Here is a 20,201-nt window from a genome sequence, read left to right as displayed (position 1 = left end):
GGGTGTCAACGACTTCGGGGGGTTTGTTGTAAATCAGCCCGCTTTTGTATCAGCCTGATGCTTTTTAAGTCGCCTTTCAGTAACTTCTCAATAACTCACGGCACGGCCTCTGCCGCCGCCGCCCGTTCTCGAACGATCTCTGGCAAAGGGGGGATCGCACCAACCTGCCCGATCCGGTCGTTCAGGTAGTCCCAGAACGAGATCCCGAGTTTCCGGCAGGTCTTTTTCAAGCTGGCAAAGGTGTCGCGGCAGCGTCGCCCCAAGTCACTGCGCGTTCCGCCGCTGACCTTGCGCCATTTCACAAACCCCCGGATGTCGTTCTCGCTGCCTTGGTGCGGGGACGTCGGGGCGCAAGAGCACCAGGAGCAACTCGGACTGATGGGTATACAGACGCTTGGCGTGTTATTGAGGGTCGCAAAGGAGGTCTTCTGAGTGAAGAGGGCCTCGAAGGCGCGCGCAGGGCGTCCATCGCCGCTGGATCGGGGTCGCGCTGGTACGCCTTGAGGTCGGCGTAGAGCGTCCAGAGTTCGTCGCGCACCCGTTCCTGGTCCTGGCGATGGTTCTCATCGAGCGGGATGAGTTTGTGAATCAGGCGTTCAGCATGCACCCCACACAAGGCAGCAGAATGGCGAACTGCCCGGCACCGTCGCTCACGATCACCAAGTCGTGCGAGAGTCCTTTCGCGAACAGCCCGCCCACCGGGCTTCGGTGGCGATGCGGCGATGCCGTTCGGTGACCAGGCCCCAGTCGTCGAGCTGTTGCTCCCAGGCCGGTGGTGACCCCCTCCACCGTGGGATGCGCCATCAGGTTTTGGCAGAGCGCCTGGGGTAACCCCTGCTCGCGCCAATACGCCAACGCCTCGTCATTGAGCCGATAGACCGGTGTGCCCGCTTGTAGAAGTTGCAGAAAATTGATCCGGCTCTTGCTCTCGGTGCTGGAGAACCAGGCAAAGAAATCATTGCCAATCTGCGTGACGTAGCCGTTGCGGCCTTGATGGCGAGCCCCGAATCATCGACCGAGATAAAGGAACTCACCGCTAGACCCACCGCAAGCAGCCGATCCTTTTCGGCAAAGAACGGCTCGTTGTGCCCGCTCAGCAGGGCATCGATCTGCCCCTGGGGAGGTCGATGCCCCATTCCAGCAGTTGTTCGCGCAACAGCGGCTGGGTGACATGACACTGATGGTGCTGATAGAGCACGTAGGCACGTAACCCCGGACCAAAATGCCCGTCTTGCAGCGCCGGCGGCAGCTCGCCGTATAGATACTCGCCGTCGGGGGTCCGCCAAACTTCCAGCCGATAGCGGGTATTGTGCGGCTCGATCTTCAGATCCTGCACCACAAAATCCCGATACCCTTTAAAGCGGGCGCCCGCCGCCTCGGGGGCGGAATCGGACACTCCTCGTGGATGATCAAGTCCTGGGTCTTGTGCCGCTTCGCCGAACCCGGCCGTTTGCCCTTCGATTCCCCGTCACCGTCACCGTCACCGTCACGCGTCCGTCACGTTGGGATCGGTTTGCTTCTCCATCCCGCTCGGCTTGAACGTCGGCTTCGGCTTCTCGCCCTTGAGCACCGCAATCTCATCGCGCAACTGCTGAATCGTCTCTGCTTGACGATGGATGGTCTCGGCCATCGCTTCGATCAATGCCAACAACTGCTCGACCAGCGGGGTCCGTTCCGCGTCGGGGGAGGTCGGGGAGTTGGATCGGGGGAGTCGGCATGCCGGGGGGTGATTCCAGGGTGAGGATGGGAGACTCGATGGGGTACTCTAACTGAATATCGTCAGCCAAGGCCGCCATGACTTATTGAGAAGTTACGCCTTTCATGATTAATTAATTGTTTTTAATTATAATTTATATTATCTAAAACACAACAACCAGTTCATTCCGTCTTCTAGGCACAGAAATGCAAACCAGCTACATCCCTCCTGTCAAGGCTGCTTCGACAGAACCTTCAAATTCCCGAACGGCTCGCTGGTCCTCGAACAGTTCCGCACTAGTGGGCTGCCGCACAAGTTTTGACAGGTTCGGAAACCTCATCTGGCCCGACTAGATTTTCGGCGGGCTCCAAGGACGGATAGAGACGCTTGAGTTTGACCCGGGCCACATCGGCACCAAACCGCCAGTGGATTTTGGTTTGGAGTTGGTTGCGCGGGCCTTGCCACGCGGCGATTTCCTCCCGCAAGGTGTCGATCGTCGAAATGCGCCGATCCAAACACTGGCCGGCGAGCACGGCCAACTCGCATTCGGCCATGTTGAGCCAACTGCCATGCTTGGGGGTGTAGTGAAATTCGAGCTTGCGGGTGATTCGACGAGCTTCCTCCGCGGGAAAGACCCCGTACAGGGCCGCGGGGGTATGGGTGTTGAGATTATCCATGACCAGCCGGATCCGTTCCGCCGTGGGGAAGTACTCATCCACCAGCCGCCGCATTTGCTCGGCAAAGTCGCGTTTGGTCCGCTGGCAAGTGACGTTGACCTGACGCCAGCCGCGCAGAGGCTGAACGAACAGAAACAAATTAGCGGTACCTTCTCGTTTATATTCAGAGTCATGGCGCGCCGGCTGGCCCGGACGAGCCGGCAGCGGATGACGGGTTTCGCTGGTCAACTGCACCGGGCTTTCGTCAAAACACACTTGGGGATGGCGCGGATCATCGGGCTCGGCGTACAGGTCCAGAACATCCTCCAGATGCCAGACATAGTCGGGACTCACACTGGGAATGCACCATTCCTGACGTTGCCAGGGTTTGAGATCGTTTTTTTGAGCACGCGACCGACGGTATTGGGGGCAATCGTGTCGATTTGGCGCCACTCAACCAAGCGATCGGCCAAGAGTTTCATCGTCCAGCGCTGGCGACCCGCCGGCGGGGTACTACAGGCTAGGCCGTGTTCACAAAATCCTAATTTGGGTCTGGGGGGAGATTCTGGGGTTGCTGAAGCGGCTCAAGGGCGTGGACCTGCGGATTGTGTTGGCGGATTCCACGGTGGTGCGGGCGCACCCGCACGCGGCCGGCGCCGCTAAAAAAAGGCGATCAGGTCCAGGGTCGCTCCCGGGGCGGATTCAGCACCAAAATCCATGCCGTGTGTGCCTCCGAAGCCGATGGGATCGAGATCCGCCTCACGGCGGGGCCAGCCGGAGACGCCCCGGTCGGTGAAGCGCTCGTCGACGCCCTCGATTCACGCGACGGCATCCAGCACGCCGCCATGGACAAAGCCCACGACAGCAACGCCATCCGCGCCCAGCTCGACGCCAAGGGTATCACCCCGGTCATCCCGCCCAAGGCGAACCGCTGGGATCGCATCGTCCACGATAAGGAACGCTACCAACAGCGCAACAAAGTCGAACGCCTTTTTAACAAACTCAAACAGTTCCACCGAGTCGCCACCCGCTATGAAAAACTCAAAGCCAACTTCCTGGCTTTCGTCACCCTCGCCCTCATCGTGATCATGCTTCGCTAACAATTTTGTGAACACGGCCTAATCAAGAGGGACCTTGTTCTCGGAGCCCCGGCCGGCTTTGCCGCCGACCCGTTCGCCGCCCAGATAGGCGTCGTCCACCCGCACCTCACCGCACAGGGTGTATTGGGCATCGCGCTCGGCTATCGCCTGCATGATCTTGTGCTGAATCAGCCAGGCAGTGAGGTAGCTCACGCCGAGCTGGCGCTTCAGGGCCAGGGCGGACAGCCCTGTCTTGGCCCGACTGATCAAGTCAATGGCTAAAAACCAGAGAGTCAGCGCCAAATGGGTACCCTGGAACAAGGTCCCCGTGATCAGGGACGTTTGCACCCGACAGCTCTGGCACTGGAAGGTCTGACGCCCGCCACTGCGCAAGACGTAATGAGCCGCCTGACCGCAGCGAGGACAGCGAAACCCGTCCGGCCAGCGGGCGCGTTCCAGTGCCGCTTCGCACTGAGCCTCGGTGCCGAACTGCTCCAGAAACGCCGACAGCGACAAGCCGGGTTGAAATTGGATGCGATTCATGGGCATGACCGGACTCCAACGTGAAGGGTACGCCAACTTACGCCTGATTTTCGGCACAAAATAGGGTCGGCTAAAGTACCTTGCTAATCAGGAAAAGTTATGATCACCTTAAAAGGGCTGGATACCCCGATCAAGTAGCGTAGACTATACTCTCGCTCGAGTCGAAGGGAGCCAAAGAGTGACCATGACCGATCTCAAGACCCAACTGCGAGCCGAACTCCCCGAACTGCTCAAGCAAGACCACAACTTCCGGCAATGGCTGGAACAACTGATCCGGCAAACGGCGGTCACGCCGGAAAGCTTCGACGCCTGCTTCGAGCGCATATTGCAAGAATTCGCCACCGACCGCGCCGAGCAGCGTCGCAAGTGGGATGAACATGACCGCGAGTGGCAGGAATGGTCGGCCAAATTCGACGCCCACGCCGAGGAGCAGCGCCGCAAATGAGACGAGCAAAATCGCAAGAACAATGAACTACTGGAGGAAATCAAGCTTTCCCGCTCTCGACAGGAACAGGGTATCGGCGCGCTGGGAGTGCGCTGGAGGATCGCCCCGGAACACAGTTTCCGCGCCGCGCTGAAGGGAGTTCTGGAAAAAGCTTCGGCGTCGAAGTGCTAAACGTCAACGAGTTCGACGACGAAGGCATAGTCTTCGGTGCGCCCGACCAGGTCGAGATCGACATCATTATCAAGAACGGCGAACTGATCCTTTGCGAACTCAAATCGTCGATGTCCAAGTCAGACATGTACACCTTCGACCGCAAGGTACGCTACTACGAGCAGCGCCATCGGCGGCCGGTCCAGCGCAAGATCGCGGTCTCGCCGATGGTGCCCCAAGCCGCCCGCGCCGGTCGCCGACAAGCTGGGAAGCGAAGTATTCGGCCATGCCGAGGACGTTACCAGCACATGAAAAAGGCGATCCCGCTCCCACCGGCCGCGCGCGAACCAGTCGATGGCTGAACCCGACGGCCTCATCGCCCTGATCCCCGCCCATAATGAGGAAGCCACCGTCGGGACCATCGTCGCCCAGGTCCGGAAGTTGTGGCACTGTCCGGTGGTGGTCATCGACGATTGCAGCAGCGACGCCACTGCCCAAACCGCTCGAAACGCCGGCGCCACCGTGCTGCCACTGGCCCTGCAACTCGGGGCCTGGGGCGCGATTCAGACCGGCCTGCGCTACGCGCTGCGCCAAGGCTACCGCACCGCCATCACCCTCGACGCCGACGGCCAGCACGAACCCCAAGGTATCTGCGCCCTGCTGCAACCGCTGGTCGACGGTCAGGCCGAAGTCGCCATCGGCGCCTTTCCAGAGCGCGCCAGCCGTGCCCGGCAGATCGCCTGGAGCTACTTCCGCTGGCTGACCGGTCTGGAACTGGAAGACATTACCTCCGGCTTCCGGGCCTACAACCACAGAGCGATCACCGTGCTCGCCTCCGGCGAAGCCAGCCTGCTCGACTATCAGGATGTCGGTGTATTGCTGATCCTGCGCCGCAAGGGCCTGCGTACCATCGAGGTGCCGGTGGCGATGCAACCGCGCGTGCTGGGCGCCTCTCGGGTGTTCCGCTCCTGGTGGGTTGTGGGAAAATACATGCTGCAAACCAGCCTGCTTTGCCTCGCCCGGGTCGGATACAATCATCTGCCGCCCGCAGCCGACGACTGATACCCCTGATGATCACCTACCAACTTACCTCGATGGCAATCGGGGTCGGTCTTGCCGCCATCATTCTGTTCCTGGTCCGCCGCGATCATCTGCACGGTCCCTACGCCATCTGGTGGATCGGGGCCGCCGCAACGGTCGCCCTGCTCGGCCTGTTCCCGCGCCTGTTCGACGTGCTGGCCAATAAGATGGGAGTCAGCTACCCGCCCGTCCTCGCCATCGTGCTGGGTTTCGGCCTGCTGCTGCTCAAGATGCTGACCATGGACCTGGATCGTTCCCGGCAGGAACGGTTGATCCGCCGGCTGGCACAACGGCTGGCCATGTTGGAGGCGCGGGAAAACCCTTCCTCTCTTCAATCTTCCTTTCCTTCAGGGGCAAAAGAGGAAGAGACCCGCGTGAATGCAACAGAACCGGAAACCGTGGCGCTCCCTTCCCCCGCTCGGAGCGGAAAGGAGCGAGAGTAAGCGGACATGCGCGTTCTCCACATCGGCAAATACTACCCACCGTTTGCCGGCGGCATCGAGCATTTCCTGGCCGACCTGCTGCCGGCCCTGGGAGCGCACGACGTCGCGGCGGCGGCGCTGGTACACGATGAGCAACCACGCCGCTGGGGCGGCCAATGGCCCTCTATCCTCGCCCCAACCCCCTCAGAGAGATGGAAAGAAAGACCGATCTACCGCGCGCCATGCTTCGGCCGGCTGCTGTATGCGCCGGTCAGTCCCGCGTTCCCGATCTGGCTGCACCGGACAATCCGCGATTTCCGCCCCGACCTGCTGCACTTGCACCTGCCCAACACTTCCGCGTTCTGGGCGCTGGCCGTTCCCGCCGCGCGCCGCCGGCCGTGGATCGTTCATTGGCACGCCGACGTGGTGGCTTCCGCCATCGACCGGCGGCTGGCGCTGGCCTATCGCTTGTACCGGCCGTTCGAGCAACGCCTGCTGGCCGCCAGTCAGGCGGTGGTCGCCACCTCGCCGCCGTATCTGGAGGCCAGCACCGCGCTCGCTCCCTGGCGCGAGCGGTGTCACATCGTGCCATTGGGCTTGGACCCCACCCGCATCGCCGACCCTGATCCGGCGGCGCGGGCGCGCGCGGAATTATTATGGGGAACAACGGCATTCCGGGTGCTGGCCATCGGCCGCCTGACCTACTACAAAGGCCACGATGTACTGATCCGGGCCGCCGCCAGCCTTGAAAATAGCCGGGTGCTGATCGTGGGCACCGGCGAGCACCGGGAGCGGCTGACCGCGCTGATCCAGGCCTTGGGGCTCGGCGAGCGGGTGGGCCTGCCCGGTTTTCAGCCGGAGAGCGACCTCAACGCCCTGCTGGCCAGTTGCGATGTGCTGTGCCTGCCGTCGCTGGAGCGCACCGAGGCTTTCGGGCTGGTGCTGCTGGAGGCGATGCGATTTGGCAAGCCGGTGGTGGTGAGCGACATCCCCGGCTCCGGCGCGGGCTGGGTGGTACAGCAAGCCAATCATGGCCTGCGGGCGCCACCGGGCGATGCAACAGCACTGGCAACGGCGCTGCGGGCGCTCCAGCACGACCCCGACCGGCGGCGAACTCTGGGTCAGGCAGGCACGGCGGCCCTGCGGGAACGGTTCGGCATCGAGCCGGTCGCCGCCGCCGTGGTGGCGTTATACCGGCGGGTACTCGCCGCCGCGCAACCGCCCGCCCTCTCCTCCGATTAAGGAAGGAGGATCAAGGACGAGGGATGAGGACTGAAACACCATCAACATCCAGAACAGGAACGCGGGCACGAACTCCAGAAATACCCGATTGATACTGGTGTACTGCTTGGCCCAAAGCTGGGCATCGGTCAGGAAAAACAACACAAACAGGGCCAGCAGACTGCTAACGATAAAAACCAGTCCCGCCCGTTGCCAGCGCGCCGTACCGCGCCTGACCATCGAAACCGCCGCCACCCCCATCGCCAACAGCATCAGATAAGCGAATAGATGCCAGTTCGCCAATACCAGGAAATTCATCACCACCGGGTCCCAGCTACCCCGATAACCCAAGGCGAACCGACCCAGATAGGGCACTTGAATCAGCTCCGGTGTCAGCCGAAATTCTCCCAATCCCGGAATACTGAATTCCACGCCACCAGTTAGCCACCAAACCCCTCCCAAAGCCAACACCACTCCCATCAGTGCCAGCAACCACCATCCCCGCAGGCGAGCGGCTAGCAGGGCCGGTAGAAACAACAGCAGCCAAACCATTCCTTCCAACTTGATCGAGGGACAGGCCAACGCCAGCAGCAACGCCAACCACCCTTGCCGACGGTCGCCATCCCGCGCCCATTGGAAGAAGGCGATCACCGCCAGACCGAACACCGTCGCCAGCCAGAGATCGGCGTAACCCGCCAAGGCAACATGGGTGTCCAGCAGCGGCAGCGACAAGAGCAGCCAAGTAAAAATCAGCGCCGTCAACGGCGCCACGCCCCACAACCGCGCCTGCCCGTAGAACCCCAAGCCCAAGGCCAGCACCACACCCAACCACGGCAGATTGGCGGCGGTCTCGTTCCAGGCGCCATAAGCCAAGGTTGGCCACAGCGCCAGCAACGGCACGGTATACGGATAGGTCCAGGCATGGATGGTGTACACCGACCCCGTGGTATCGGCCAGCCAACGCCGTGGGTCCACGAACGGCACCAATTGGTGCCATTCCAACCACACTCGCGGCCGCACCGTCCAGGTGGTCCAGGCATCCCAGGGATACAGGGGCCGCCACCAAATCTCTTGCGCCAAACCGGCCAACCGCCACCCCAGCCAGCACAACAACAGGATGAATAGAATGCGTGGCCACCACGCCCCCGCCCCTGGCGCCCGATCTTCACACATGGGGCGTCGGTTGGAGAATGAAACCCGCCGCCACGCCAGCCAACCGCCCGGCAGGGCCAGCAGCGCCAACACCGTGATCGGGCCGGCAAAGTTCAGCGGCAACCCCACCGCCGCCTGCACGCGCAGCAACAACGTCACCGCCAGCAGGCCCATCACGCCGCCATATCCCAGCACCATGGGCCAAATGCCCGCCGGCGCATCACGCCAGAGCGCCCGCAGCCAGAGCACGCCCACCAGCCACGGCAAACCCAATGCCAAACCAACCCGCCACCACTCCATCGCCGTTCAGCCTCCACGTACCCGGAACAGCGCGCCCGCCGAAGCGACATATAGCATCTCCGCCGGCAACCGTCCGCCTTGCCATTCCAGCGCCCGCGAGCCGCGGTTATAACCCACGCCGTTCAGAGGCGACAGGATCAACACATAGTCGCCAGCGTGTGCCTCACTGGGATTCGGCACCTGGGAGAAACCGGCATAGCCATTGTGTGGCAACAAATGATAGCGGACGCGACCGGCTTGAAACCCATGAGGATCGGCACTGACGATGAACAATCGGACCGGCTGTTCCGGCAAGTGCCGACGCACCTCCAGCAGAAATCGGTACAAGTCACCATCCAGCGCCGCCAACCGCCGCTCTTCCTCATTCTTGCCAGCGAAGCGCTCCGCGGTTTGTTCGAGCCGCTGGCGCAAGTCCCACTGCCAGCGCAGGTCCAACGCTAGCCAGCCAAGCAGAAACAGCGCGGCGTAGGGCGCTAGCTTTCGACGATGCGGCGGATCGAATAGCGCGTACAACACGCCGCCAAAACCGATCCACAGCGCCACCATCAGCACCGGCGGGAACAAGGCATCCAGCGGCGCGCCCGCCGTGTAATTGATGGAGCGCTGGCTCCAGTCCTCGAACGAGGTCCACTCCTCCAAGGCCCAGTGCAGCAAATTGCCAAAGGCGAGTGGCGCCGACCGCAACTCCAGCCGTTCCAGCAGCAATGGCTGCGGGAACGGCCCAGGCACGATCAAACCGAGGGCAGCGATCCGACCTTGCCAGTGCGGTTCCGCGCGCAAATTCAGCTCGCCGATTCCATCCGGCCCGGCTGGCGGCAACGTGAGTACCCGGTTCTTTTGCGGCTCGGCCAACGTCACCCAGACCAATCGTAACTGATGGCCCGGTTCGAGCCCATGCACCCGCCAGGACAGGCGGTTGTACAACGCCGCACGAACCATGCGTTGTACCAAGCCCTGCGCTACCGCAACCCCTTCCGGACCCGGTTGGCGGATTTCCAATCCAGAAGGAGTGGATTCGCCCTGACCGACCACCACTCGTAGCTCAGCCCCCGCCAGCACCACCGGCGGCGCCACAATCTGCAAGCCGCCCAACCGATAAAACAGCAGCAGAACCAATACGCTCGCCAGAGCGCCACCAATAACCGCCAGCAGCCATAATCCATACGGCCGCGGCCCACGCCATCCACTCCAGGTTTCCGTCATTGAACCAATCCCGGTAATTCGATCTTGCAATACCGCTCCAACGTCCATGCCGGCCGAAACTCCAACTCCCGCTCGATGCGAGCGGAGTTGTAGCAGGCCCAGCCCAATAGCTTGTCCAGCACGGTCCGTGCCCGCCGATCACGGCGACCCACCAGCCATAACAAACCATCCGATAAATCGGCTGCGCCATAAAGCATACCGGCCGGCACCGCCCAAGCGGGCACGGGTCGCCCCAGCGCCCGACGAACCAGTTCATACAGCTCCCGACCGGAATGGCTTTGTCCATCGCTCACCAGATAGGTCCGGCCGGCGGCGGCGGGCCGCGCGGCGGCCAGCAGCAGGGCTTGCGCCACATCGTCCACATGGACCAGCGAGCGGCGATTACCGGTTTCCGGCAGCGGCGGCAACCAGCCGCGCCGCGCGGCGATCAAGCGTGTTAGATTACCTTTCATCCCCGGGCCGTAGACCAGCACCGGCCGCACATTGACCGCATGAAAACCGTGCTCGCGACCCACCGCCAGCACCCGTTTCTCGGCGGCGCGCTTGGCCCGACCATAGGGCGTCTCCGCCGCCGCATCCCAGCTTTCGTCCACGCAGCGCGGACCGGGATCGCCCACCGCCTTGCAACTGCTCAGGAACACGAAATGCCCGATTCCGGCCACCGCCGCCGCGTCGAGCAACCGGAAGGTACCCTCGGCGTTCACCGCCCAGTGCCGCGCCGCGAAATCCGGCGTATCCGCCGCGTCGGCATGGGCGAAACCGGCGACATGCAGCACGGTGTCCACGCCGACGCAGGCTCGCGCCAGACTGGCGGTGTCATCCAGATCACCGAGCACCTTTTCCACGGCACCCTCATGCCACCCCTGACACCTGTTTCCCGCCTCCTGACTTCTGACCAGCACCCGCACCCGCGCACCCCGTTCGTGCAGCGCGGCGACCAAGCGGCGGCCGATGAAACCGGTTCCACCGGTCACCAGCACCGCCCTGCCCTGGAAAAAGTCCGCCGCTACCACCCGCGCCAACCGTGCCGGTTGAAGAACATCGCCGCCGCCCGTAGAAACAGGCCGACATGACGGACTCCCTTGCGGGCGGCATGGCCGCCGAGATGGACGACGCGCACCGCCGGCACGTACACCAGCCGGGCCACCGCTGCCAAGCGCAGACTCAAATCGAAATCCTCGAAATAGAGAAAATACTCCGGGCGGAAGCCTCCAAGCTGTTCCAGCGCCGCCCGCCGGCACAGCATGAAACAACCGCTGGCGATGGGCGGGTCCCACAGCACGGTATCGCCAATCCGATCGCGCAGTTCGTAACGATCCAGCCGGTTCCGAAAACCTCGCCGCAACCAGACCGGGGCAAATCCGCGCAACGCCAGATCCAGCACGGTCGGATAACGCTTGCACAGATATTGCCGCCGGCCGTCTCCGTCCCAGGCTGCCGGCGCCACCAACCCCGCCTCGGGATGGGTGGCCAAAAACGTCAAGCCCTCGCTCAGGGCATCTTCTTCCAACAGCACGTCGGGGTTGAGAACCAGGTGAAATTCGCCAATGCCCTGATGAAACGCCAGATTGTGTCCAGCGCCATAACCGACATTGCCCTGCCCGCTCAGCAATTCGACCGTTGCCGGCAAATCCGCCGCGACCAGCAACTGTCGTAAGGATTCGCGCCAGCCGGAACCGGGGCCGTTATCGACCAGGATCAATTGCGCCCGATCCAGCCGCTTCCGTTCGCTCGCATGCCGCAAGGCCCGCCCCAAGCTTTCCAGCACTGTGGTCAGCACCGGCAAATCGGGCGCATGGGTGACGATGGCCACGGTCAGCGCGGTGCTCACGGCCGGCATCCGCGTGGCTAACCGAGCCGTCAGCGCTGCCTGGGCCGCCGCCGCCGCCTCGGCGGGGACGGAAACCATCGCCTCGCCCGCGTCATTCACCGGAGCGGCAGTCACGATGAACTGATAAACCAGTGCCTCGGGCCGGTCCAGCAAAGCGCGGATCACCTCGACCGACAGCGTCTCGGCCCAGCCACCCTCGATCCATTGGTCGGCGAACTCGGACCGGTCCAGATCCATGATCGTCGTTTCCAGCGCGACCGCGCGCAGGCCATGCGCCTCCAGCAGGCGGCGCAGAGAGTTGTGGGTAAAGAAACGCAGATGGGTTTCGTCGAGCAATCCCTCGGGCCGGTAGCGGAAATCGCCGGCCAGCAGTTCGGCGATCAGACCGGCGTAGGCCGCGTTCGGTACCGACAGCAGCACCCGCCCGTTCGGGGCCAGCAGCTCGGGCAGTTGCGCGAGCACCGCGCCGGGTTGGCGTAGATGCTCCAGGATATCGGCGCAGAGGATGAAATCGTAGCGCTGGCCAGCGAAACGCTCGGTCAGCGTGATGCTTTCGAGGTCAGCGCATTCCAACTGGCGGTACCAGGACGCTGCCTCGGCCACCGCCACCGGGTTGTATTCAACCCCGTCCACCGCGCAACCGAGCGCTTCGGCCAGATAGCGGCCCAGCACGCCCGGACCGGCGCCCAGATCCAGCACCCGGCTGCCGGGGCGGATCTGGCGGGCGAGTCTGGCCAACGAGTCCTGACCGTCCGGGTTCAGGGCGCGATGATAAACATGATCGGTGGGAACACTCGCCATGGGCTTCAATCCTGTTTCAGCCGCCGCCGCGCCGGTAGAGCGCCAGCAGGCCGCGACTCATGGTCTGACGCAAGCGCCAAGCCGAGACCCGGCGGCGGGACTGGATGAGGCGCCGTTGCCGCCAGCAGCGTGAAAGTCCACCCAGGGCATCTCGCTTGGCCCGCAGCAAAGAATCTGCCTGACCGCGCAACGCGTACCAGAGCACGGCGCCCAGATTCAGCAGCAGATGCTGCGGCAGATAGAACCAGAACAGGGGGCCGGGCATGTTTTTACAATACGTCCAGACCAGGTTGCGATGACCGTGATAGAGCGAAAACGGGCTGCGCCGGCCGGTCACCGCCGAACCGACATGCCGGACCACGGCATCCGCCACGTACTGGCTGCGATAGCCGAGCAAGCGCAATCGAAACCCCAAATCGACATCCTCGAAATAACAGAAAAAATCTTCGTCGAAACCGCCTACTTCGAGAAAAGCGTCGCGGCGATATAGCGCTGCCGCCGCGCAAGGCGCGAAAATTTCTCCACTGACACTCGCGCCGGCGGCTGTGGGCCGACCGTGATCGCGCCGCCAGGCCAAGCCGCTGACATGATAAACGTCACCGGTGCCATCGAGCCGGTCGGGATCGCTGGCGTCCACCAGTCGGGCGCCAAAGCTGGCGCATTCGGGATGAACCCGTGTCGCCGCCAGCAATCGTTCCAGCCAGTCCGGCTGCGGAAAGGCGTCGGGATTGAGCAGTGCCAGCCATTCCACTTCGCCCGCCCGTCGCGCCGCCAAGTTGTTGGCGGCGGCGAAACCCAGGTTGCGATCCGCACGGATACACTCCACTTTGGGGTATTCGGACTCCAGCCGATCGGCGGAACCATCGCTGCTGGCGTTGTCCACCACGATTACCCGCTCCGGGCGCCGGGTCTGGGCGCGCAGGTGGCGCAGGCATTCATCAAGCAACGCTCCGCTGTTGAAATTGACGATAATCACCGCCACTTCTCCGGTCGTCAAAAACTGCCCCCTTGCCCTGTCATTTGCCTGGCGCACTGCCCGATAATTTTCGGTGGTGTCCCTCAGTTTACGTGATGAACCTCATCATCCAATGCCGGGAACAAATATTGGATGCCATCCAAACGCGATGTTCGACTTTTCAGGCGATCAGGCTCTCAAACTGCAGGTCTGACCGACCGATTTGCCGGTTCATGAAAATACCCAAGGTGTGCGCCAAGATTTTTCGGGCGATCCGACTCGTCAAGTGCCAAACATCCCGCGCCCGGATTTTCTCAAAATGAAACTGCTCGGTCAGTTGACCGATGACGGTTTCCACGAGGCGGCGGGTTCTCGTCAGTTGTTGGATGATCCAAGGCGCACGGGAATCGGCCATGTTCGCCCGCAAGGGGGTTTGCAAATCGATCCCCGTGGTTGCCAGTTCCGCCTGAAGACAGGCGCTCAGGTATCCCTTGTCGCCAATGACCAAGCCGTGAACGCCGTCCGTCAAATCCCAAAGCGCTTCGCGTTCATCACCGGCGGCGGGGGTCACCGTCCACGCCGTGATCACGCCATCGAATGTGATCATCAAGTGACCATGAAGTCCATAATAATACTGCTTTTTTGCCGCGCAATAGCCGAAGCCGGCCGCCTCGGGAAAACATCGGCATTGCGGGGCACGGGTCAGCATACACACCGGCATGGGGCAGCCATCGACGAGGTGAATAGGGTCCGTCACCGCCCCCAAGTCGATCAGCAGATGCCGATGCAGCCGCTGTTTGACGACCCAGAGATTGGCCGCTTGCTGGGCAAACGTGGTTCGCGATCCGAGTCTTGGAAACCACGACGGCCAATGACGACGGAAATACTTCCAGATGCCCACATCGGTATCCAAACCCAGAAACTCACCCACCACCTCCATGGTGATCACTTCGCTGTCCGCCAACTTCGGGGCAAAACCACGCTGGCGCAAGCGATGATCCCCCAGCAGGGCTTCCAGGTGTTCTTCTACCCAGCAAAACACCGTGATGATAAAGTCTTCAAGCGGCATGGCGGTCTCTCCGTGCGGTTGAGGTGGTTGGTTCCTCTCAGCTTAGCTCGCACCGTCATGCCGCATCGGTCTGCCCTCATCTCTCCTCGAAAAAGTCGAACATCGCGTATCCAAGGTATCCAGCAATGGGGCGGGTACCCGATACCCGAGAAGTTCCGCCGTAGTCCAGACGTGATCCGTCATGCCCCCGGCCATGGCCGGGGTGACGGGCCGCCATCCGCGAGGCGATCCGTCACCCCGGGTCGGTGCCGGTGTGGGCAATTCCTGACGCAAGCTGAGGTGGGGCAAGCAGAAATGGGAGTAGGCCAACGACAGCCACAGCTGCTTTTCCATCCAGGGCAGCTCCTTGGAAAAAGCGGTCGTTTTGCGGGACAGCCGCCGATTGTGTTCGCGCCAGGCCAGATTATCCCGCTCGACAAAGCTGGTGTTGATCGTCGTGCTGGTCGGGGAGCGCGCCAAGCGCGCTTGAATCTCGTCCGCATGGCCCCAGACGAGCTGGCGGCTCACTTCCACCACCCGTCCTTTTTCACGTCGCTTGACCACTTGGGCATACAACAAGTTCGGTGGGGGCCGGCGTCGCGGGGCGGGAGGCCGTCCGCGCTTGCCCTGGCGCTCGGGCTGATACCATTCCCCATAGACATGCGGCAAGGCGGCGGGATAGCCCGGCCATGGCTCGCTGCTAAAGAAGGGGACGCGGCCATCGGTCACGCACACCACGCGATCCAGGAGCAGATTCGCCTGCGCCTGCGTGCGTTTGCCCACCACAAACGCCACCACCAAGCGCCATCCCGGCGCAAAGGCGACCCACACCCAAGCATCGCCATCGGTTTCGGACCACCGCCGGGCCGCCGCCAGATTTTGGTCCCTGGTATGGACGAAACGCCACAATTCATCCAGTTGACATTCGGTCACCGGCAAGTCCCGCCAATGGGACAACACCACCCCACGACACTGGTGGGCGGCCCGGTTCAACCACGCACAAACCGTATCTTTGTCGATCTGGACGATCCGTGCCGTGCCCTGGATGGCATTGCCCTCCGCCAAGGCGCGCACCGTCAGTTCAAAAAGGGCCGGATCGGCTTCGAGATCAAAGTAGGCGGTTCCGTAGGTCAAGGACACCCTCCTCCCGCACGAACGACACAGCGCCTGTTTTTTCCCGTGACTGGAACCATTTTTGACCAACAACCCTTGACCAAAGGGCCGACCGTAGTGCGGACAGGAACGATTGGGGCAGTAAAGCGTTTCCCATTTCATGATATCCGCCGCCAGTGATCAACACCACAATCACATTGAGGATACATATTGTCGTCGTCACTGGCCTAGCTCATCACGTAAACTGAGGGACACCACCCGAATTTCCTCAAAATGGTCAAGAGCGACTGGGCCAGCGATCGCACCTCCGACCACCGCTTCCTCGCCAACCCCCTGCGCCTGTTCTGTTCCTGTGCTGCCTACATCTTGCATCAGGCGCTGCGGACCGAGGTGCGGGTCCATAGCGAACTGGCCAAGGCCCAACCGGTCACCGTCATCCTCAAGCTGTTCAAGCTGGCCGTGCGGGTGGTGGCCTATCAGGATCGGATCAAACTGCACTTGCCGACCCGTTGTCCCGTCAAAGACCTCCTGCACCGGATCACGGAAATCCTGTTCCTGACGCGACCGCCGCAGCTGCTCCGCGCCTGACCCCTGCGGTCAACACCCACTCTGAGACACCCAAGGCCCATTGGGGCAGGCAGCGTGCTGCCCGTCTGGCGCCACCGTGCCCGTCTGACCTGCCACGACACTGGTTAACACGGGCAACACCAGCCTCTGCCACCGATCCATGCGCGGGTCACCCATCCAGCAGGTCGGTCATCCCTTGAATCCGACTACGAGAGGGGCGACCTCTGGCACCGATGACAGATTTATGAAACATTCGGGCTAGAATGTCGGTTCGATGGAATCCGGCGTGTACCCTGCTGACTGGCGATGCAAACCCACGGGGCATCCACCATAGCGGTTTCATCCAACCGAAATCAATCACCGCCCACACGGCCCGCCGCCGGCCAAACCACCCTCAGGCCCCGCCACCCCACATGCTCAGCAGAATCCGAATCCTGGCAGGAAAAAGCACTCGCTTTCTCTACCGCCGGCTGCCGCTGTCGCTGCCGGTTCGGTGGCGCATGAAGTCTTTTCTCTACCGACATCTTGGCCTGCTTCTCAAAAATAGCGCCAACTACCGGCAATGGTTGATACAAACCGGTGCCCTCCGACCGAACCCGGCGAAAACCTCCGGTTCGGCAACAGCCCAGTCGCCACCAATGCTGGAAATCGGCCCGGAAAACCCGGCCCCATCCAAAAATCCGTCAGACCCGGCCGCCGACCCGGTGCGCCTGATCGCTTTCTACCTGCCGCAATATCATCCGATCCCGGAAAACGACCGCTGGTGGGGCAAGGGCTTCACCGAATGGACCAACGTCACCAAGGCCACACCCAATTTCGCCGGCCACTACCAGCCGCGCTTGCCGACCGATCTGGGATTTTATGACCTGCGCGTGCCCGAAGTTCGCGACGAACAGGCCGCCCTGGCCCAGCACTACGGTGTTTATGGCTTCTGCTACTACTACTACTGGTTCGCCGGCAAACGGCTGCTGCACCGGCCACTGAACGAGGTGGTGCAATCCGGCCATCCCGATTTTCCGTTCTGCGTTTGTTGGGCCAACGAAAACTGGAGCCGGCGCTGGGACGGCCTTCACGCCGAAATCCTGATCGCCCAGCAACACTCCGACGAGGACGATCTGAACTTCATCAAATCCCTGGAGCCCGCCTTGCGCGACCGGCGTTACATCCGGATCAACGACCGACCGCTGCTGCTGGTTTACCGCGCCAGCCTGCTGCCGAACCCAGGCAGAACCGCCTCGATCTGGCGCCGGTATTGCCACGAAGCCGGGCTCGGCGACTTCTACTTGGCGGCGGTGCAAAGCTTCGGTATCACCGACGATCCGCGCGATTTTGGTTTCGACGCCGCCGTCGAATTCCCGCCACATGCCATGGCGGTACTGGCCGAACGGCCGACGCGGATGTTTAACCCGGCCTTCCAGGGCATGTTCTACGATTACGTCGCCACCGCCGAGGTCTTCATGAACCGACCGCCGGCACCCTACCCTTTTTTTCGCACCGCCATGCCATCCTGGGATAACACCGCCCGCCGGCAGGATGCCGGCGAGATCTTCCTGAATGCCGAACCGGAATGCTACGAGCGCTGGCTGCGGCGGCTGGTGGAACTGACCCGCTGGTCTCGGCCTGGCCCTGAACGTTTGGTGTTCATCAACGCCTGGAACGAATGGGCCGAAGGCAACTATTTGGAACCCGACCGTAAATTCGGCCATCGCTATCTGGAAGCGACCCGTAATGCCCTCGGGCGGTGATCATCGTGAGGATGCGCCGCCCTCAATCGACTCCAAGGACTGCTCCGACGCGGCGAAAACCTCGTCAATCAGCTTACCAAGCCGTTCCAGCCCCCGGGCGTAGGAAAAATTCTGCTCCATGAACTCCAGGCCGTTTGTGGACAGGCTATTCCACAGCGCTTCGTCCTGGTGCGCCTCAATGACCGCGTCGGCAAAACGCTCGGCATCGGCGCCGATCATCACGTTAGTACGGTCCGTAAGCCCCATGCCCTCGGCGGCGACCGGGGTGGCCACGCAAGGAACGCCATAGCTCAGACTGGTGCCAATCTTGCCCTTGATGCCCGCGCCGTAGCGCAACGGCGCCACCGACAGGCGACAACGGGCAAAGATGGGCGCCAAATGCTCGACGAAGCCGACGACATCCACGCCCGGTTCGCGCCCCAGTCCCACGATCTCGGCCGGCATATTGCTGCCGACGATCAGGAGCCGCATTTCAGGGACCGCTTGCCGGATTCGTGGCCAGATCTCGGCCACAAAGTAGTTGACGGCGTCGATGTTCGGGTCGAACAGGAAGCCACCGATAAACACGATATCGCGACGCAACCGGAAGGACGCGGCCGAACCATGAATTTCCCGCGCGTAAGGAATCGCCGCCACCCGGATATCCGGCCACTCGCGCCGCACGAGTTCCCGCTCGGATTCGCTGATCACGATCGTCGCGTCGGACTGCCGCATCACTGCGTATTCCAGCGCCTTGGTCCGGCGGGCCTGTTTGACGAGTTCGGCCGATTGCTCGACTTGTGCCTGCCGTTCCTCGCGGACAAAATGCAGGTCGACCGTATTGAAGATTACCCGGGCGTTCCGACATAAACGCCGGACCGCCCCGATATGCTGTGCCGCATGATGCGCGCGCTCCAGCATGACCAGATCGTAGTAGGCGCCACACGTTTCCAGATAAGCGTTTAGCGAGGACGTGTAAGGCTGGTAAAGGCACTCGACCCCAATACGCTGAAGTGCCTCGGTATAGCGGCCGGCATGGCGCAAGTTGTGCGGGCAGAACACCACCTTAAAGCCGAGCGCCTGCATCATTCGAATGTATTGCAGGGTATCGATGGAGCCGGAATCCTTGTCCGGCATCGGCGTCGTCACGTCGACGATCAGGGCCCACCGACGGGCGACGCGCTCCCGCGCGAACCAGGGATCGTCCTCGCGGGTCCCGTGCCCGGCCAAAACCTCTCGCCATTTAGCCAGAAACTTGGTTTGATTCACGACTTGGTAGGCTTTGACTCCCTGGCGGACATCGGTGCCGGAGGTCACGCCCTCGAAATGGATCACCCTGGAAAAGGGTTGCAGCAATACCCGATAGCCCGCCTGCCGGACGGCGAAGGCGAGATCCGTGTCCTCGTAGTAGGCGGGGGCGAACCGGTCGTCGAACCCGCCCAAACTCTCGAACAAGGATCGCGGAATCATGAGGCTGGCTCCGGAGCAGTAGTCCACCTCCCGCAGGAAGGTGTACTCCGGCTTATTGGCGTCGTCGTCGCGCCCGTAGTTCAAACCCAACCCATCGCTCCAAATCAGTCCACCCGCCTCTTGCAGACGGCCGTCCGGATAAATCAGCTTCGATCCGACCAAGCCCACGTCGGCATGAGCGGTAAAAGTATCCAGCAATTCATCCAGCCAGCCGGGCAACACCTCGGTATCGTTGTTGAGGAACAGAAGGTAATCGCCACGGGCGTGGGTAGCCGCCTTGTTGCAGCTCCGCAGAAAACCCAGGTTTATTTCGTTGCGGATCGCGCGCACTCCATGCGCCAAGGCCAGCAACTCGGACGTGCGATCGGTGGAGCAATCGTCCAGAACGATCACTTCGAAAGAGGCGCGCGGCTGGCTGCGCTGGATCGAGCGCAGACAGTGCAAGGTATACGCAATTTGATTGTGGACCGGCACGACGATCGACACCCGAGGAGCGTCGACCTCGGGAAAGTTGATCGCGACTGCGTCCTCGGGCGTTTCCACCAGCACCGACGTAGCCAACGCGGCATGGAAAACCGGCGCCGCCAGCTCCAGGGTTTCCCGCCAGCGCCGGTAAGCTGCCGTATTCTGGAATAGCCTGGGAAACCGCTCGAAAATGCGGTGCGCCAATTCGATTTTGCCGGTGCGGGCCAGCGGCAGGCGCTGGTATAGCCAACGGATTAATTGCTGGGTCAAAAGGACTTAG

13 protein-coding genes and 5 pseudogenes are annotated in these 20,201 nt (G+C 62.2%); 7 read left to right on the top strand and 11 right to left on the bottom strand.

Going from position 1 to position 20,201, the window contains the following annotated elements; translation table 11 throughout:
- Positions 1 to 95 precede the first annotated feature (95 nt).
- A pseudogene (locus IPM89_01610) lies at positions 96 to 1,663 on the bottom strand (transposase).
- Positions 1,664 to 1,992: 329 nt separating this feature from the next.
- A complete protein-coding gene (locus tag IPM89_01605; GenBank protein ID QQS54585.1) occupies positions 1,993 to 2,805 on the bottom strand; it encodes an IS630 family transposase in 813 nt (270 codons plus the stop codon).
- A 152-nt stretch (positions 2,806 to 2,957) separates the two neighbouring features.
- Between IPM89_01605 and IPM89_01600 the strand changes: the two genes are divergently transcribed.
- Positions 2,958 to 3,452: an IS5 family transposase gene (locus tag IPM89_01600; GenBank protein ID QQS54584.1), complete on the top strand. Its 495-nt coding sequence runs from the start codon at positions 2,958 to 2,960 to the stop codon at positions 3,450 to 3,452.
- Positions 3,453 to 3,479: 27 nt separating this feature from the next.
- Here IPM89_01600 and IPM89_01595 read toward each other — a convergent pair.
- Positions 3,480 to 3,980: pseudogene (locus IPM89_01595) on the bottom strand (IS1595 family transposase).
- Between the two features lie 172 nt (positions 3,981 to 4,152).
- Here IPM89_01595 and IPM89_01590 point away from each other — a divergent pair.
- The 4 genes and pseudogenes from IPM89_01590 to IPM89_01575 all read left to right on the top strand — a co-directional run bounded on the left by IPM89_01590 (position 4,153) and on the right by IPM89_01575 (position 7,313).
- Positions 4,153 to 4,881: pseudogene (locus IPM89_01590) on the top strand (DUF3782 domain-containing protein).
- 42 nt (positions 4,882 to 4,923) lie between these two features.
- Positions 4,924 to 5,631 carry a glycosyltransferase family 2 protein gene (locus tag IPM89_01585; GenBank protein ID QQS54583.1) on the top strand — a complete coding sequence of 236 codons (708 nt, stop codon included), beginning with the start codon at positions 4,924 to 4,926 and terminating at the stop codon, positions 5,629 to 5,631.
- 8 nt (positions 5,632 to 5,639) lie between these two features.
- The gene (locus IPM89_01580; GenBank protein QQS54582.1) at positions 5,640 to 6,092 is read left to right on the top strand and encodes a DUF2304 domain-containing protein; all 453 of its coding nucleotides are present in this window, start codon (positions 5,640 to 5,642) and stop codon (positions 6,090 to 6,092) included.
- Positions 6,093 to 6,098: 6 nt separating this feature from the next.
- Positions 6,099 to 7,313, top strand: a complete 1,215-nt coding sequence (locus IPM89_01575) for a glycosyltransferase (protein QQS54581.1) — start codon at positions 6,099 to 6,101, stop codon at positions 7,311 to 7,313.
- Here IPM89_01575 and IPM89_01570 read toward each other — a convergent pair.
- The 7 genes and pseudogenes from IPM89_01570 to IPM89_01540 all read right to left on the bottom strand — a co-directional run bounded on the left by IPM89_01570 (position 7,260) and on the right by IPM89_01540 (position 15,775).
- Entirely contained in the window at positions 7,260 to 8,744 is a 1,485-nt protein-coding gene (locus tag IPM89_01570) for a hypothetical protein (protein QQS54580.1), read from the bottom strand. The two genes, IPM89_01575 and IPM89_01570, sit on opposite strands and share 54 nt — an antisense overlap.
- Before the next feature lie 6 nt (positions 8,745 to 8,750).
- On the bottom strand, positions 8,751 to 9,947 hold the full coding sequence (locus tag IPM89_01565; protein QQS54579.1) for a hypothetical protein: 1,197 nt from the start codon (positions 9,945 to 9,947) through the stop codon (positions 8,751 to 8,753).
- A complete protein-coding gene (locus tag IPM89_01560) occupies positions 9,944 to 10,921 on the bottom strand; it encodes an NAD-dependent epimerase/dehydratase family protein (protein QQS54578.1) in 978 nt (325 codons plus the stop codon). The genes IPM89_01565 and IPM89_01560 overlap by 4 nt, the downstream gene beginning before the upstream one ends.
- 32 nt (positions 10,922 to 10,953) lie before the next feature.
- Positions 10,954 to 12,579, bottom strand: a complete 1,626-nt coding sequence (locus tag IPM89_01555; GenBank protein QQS54577.1) for a methyltransferase domain-containing protein — start codon at positions 12,577 to 12,579, stop codon at positions 10,954 to 10,956.
- Between the two features lie 16 nt (positions 12,580 to 12,595).
- Positions 12,596 to 13,576: a glycosyltransferase family 2 protein gene (locus IPM89_01550; protein QQS54576.1), complete on the bottom strand. Its 981-nt coding sequence runs from the start codon at positions 13,574 to 13,576 to the stop codon at positions 12,596 to 12,598.
- 139 nt (positions 13,577 to 13,715) lie between these two features.
- A complete protein-coding gene (locus tag IPM89_01545; protein QQS54575.1) occupies positions 13,716 to 14,603 on the bottom strand; it encodes an IS982 family transposase in 888 nt (295 codons plus the stop codon).
- A gap of 111 nt (positions 14,604 to 14,714) precedes the next feature.
- Positions 14,715 to 15,775 (bottom strand): annotated as a pseudogene (locus tag IPM89_01540) (helix-turn-helix domain-containing protein).
- Positions 15,776 to 15,956: 181 nt separating this feature from the next.
- Here IPM89_01540 and IPM89_01535 point away from each other — a divergent pair.
- Together IPM89_01535 and IPM89_01530 are read left to right on the top strand one after the other, a co-directional pair.
- Positions 15,957 to 16,283: pseudogene (locus tag IPM89_01535) on the top strand (transposase).
- A gap of 392 nt (positions 16,284 to 16,675) precedes the next feature.
- A complete protein-coding gene (locus IPM89_01530) occupies positions 16,676 to 18,007 on the top strand; it encodes a glycoside hydrolase family 99-like domain-containing protein (GenBank protein QQS54574.1) in 1,332 nt (443 codons plus the stop codon).
- Here IPM89_01530 and IPM89_01525 read toward each other — a convergent pair whose 3' ends face one another.
- Positions 18,008 to 20,191, bottom strand: a complete 2,184-nt coding sequence (locus tag IPM89_01525; GenBank protein QQS54573.1) for a glycosyltransferase — start codon at positions 20,189 to 20,191, stop codon at positions 18,008 to 18,010.
- Between the last annotated feature and the right edge of the window lie 10 nt (positions 20,192 to 20,201).

Source organism: Candidatus Competibacteraceae bacterium (assembly GCA_016699715.1).
Lineage (GTDB): Bacteria > Pseudomonadota > Gammaproteobacteria > Competibacterales > Competibacteraceae > Competibacter.
Note: the sequence above shows the minus strand (reverse complement) of the source record. Positions and strands in the feature narration are given on the sequence as shown.

Bases quoted from the DNA above. Each gene is read 5' to 3' on its own strand.
- IPM89_01555 (QQS54577.1), bottom strand. From the start codon at position 12,579: ATGGCGAGTGTTCCCACCGATCATGTTTATCATCGCGCCCTGAACCCG.
- IPM89_01575 (QQS54581.1), top strand. From the start codon at position 6,099: ATGCGCGTTCTCCACATCGGCAAATACTACCCACCGTTTGCCGGCGGC.
- IPM89_01585 (QQS54583.1), top strand. From the start codon at position 4,924: ATGGCTGAACCCGACGGCCTCATCGCCCTGATCCCCGCCCATAATGAG.
- IPM89_01565 (QQS54579.1), bottom strand. From the start codon at position 9,947: ATGACGGAAACCTGGAGTGGATGGCGTGGGCCGCGGCCGTATGGATTA.
- IPM89_01580 (QQS54582.1), top strand. From the start codon at position 5,640: ATGATCACCTACCAACTTACCTCGATGGCAATCGGGGTCGGTCTTGCC.
- IPM89_01530 (QQS54574.1), top strand. From the start codon at position 16,676: ATGCTCAGCAGAATCCGAATCCTGGCAGGAAAAAGCACTCGCTTTCTC.
- IPM89_01570 (QQS54580.1), bottom strand. From the start codon at position 8,744: ATGGAGTGGTGGCGGGTTGGTTTGGCATTGGGTTTGCCGTGGCTGGTG.
- IPM89_01545 (QQS54575.1), bottom strand. From the start codon at position 14,603: ATGCCGCTTGAAGACTTTATCATCACGGTGTTTTGCTGGGTAGAAGAA.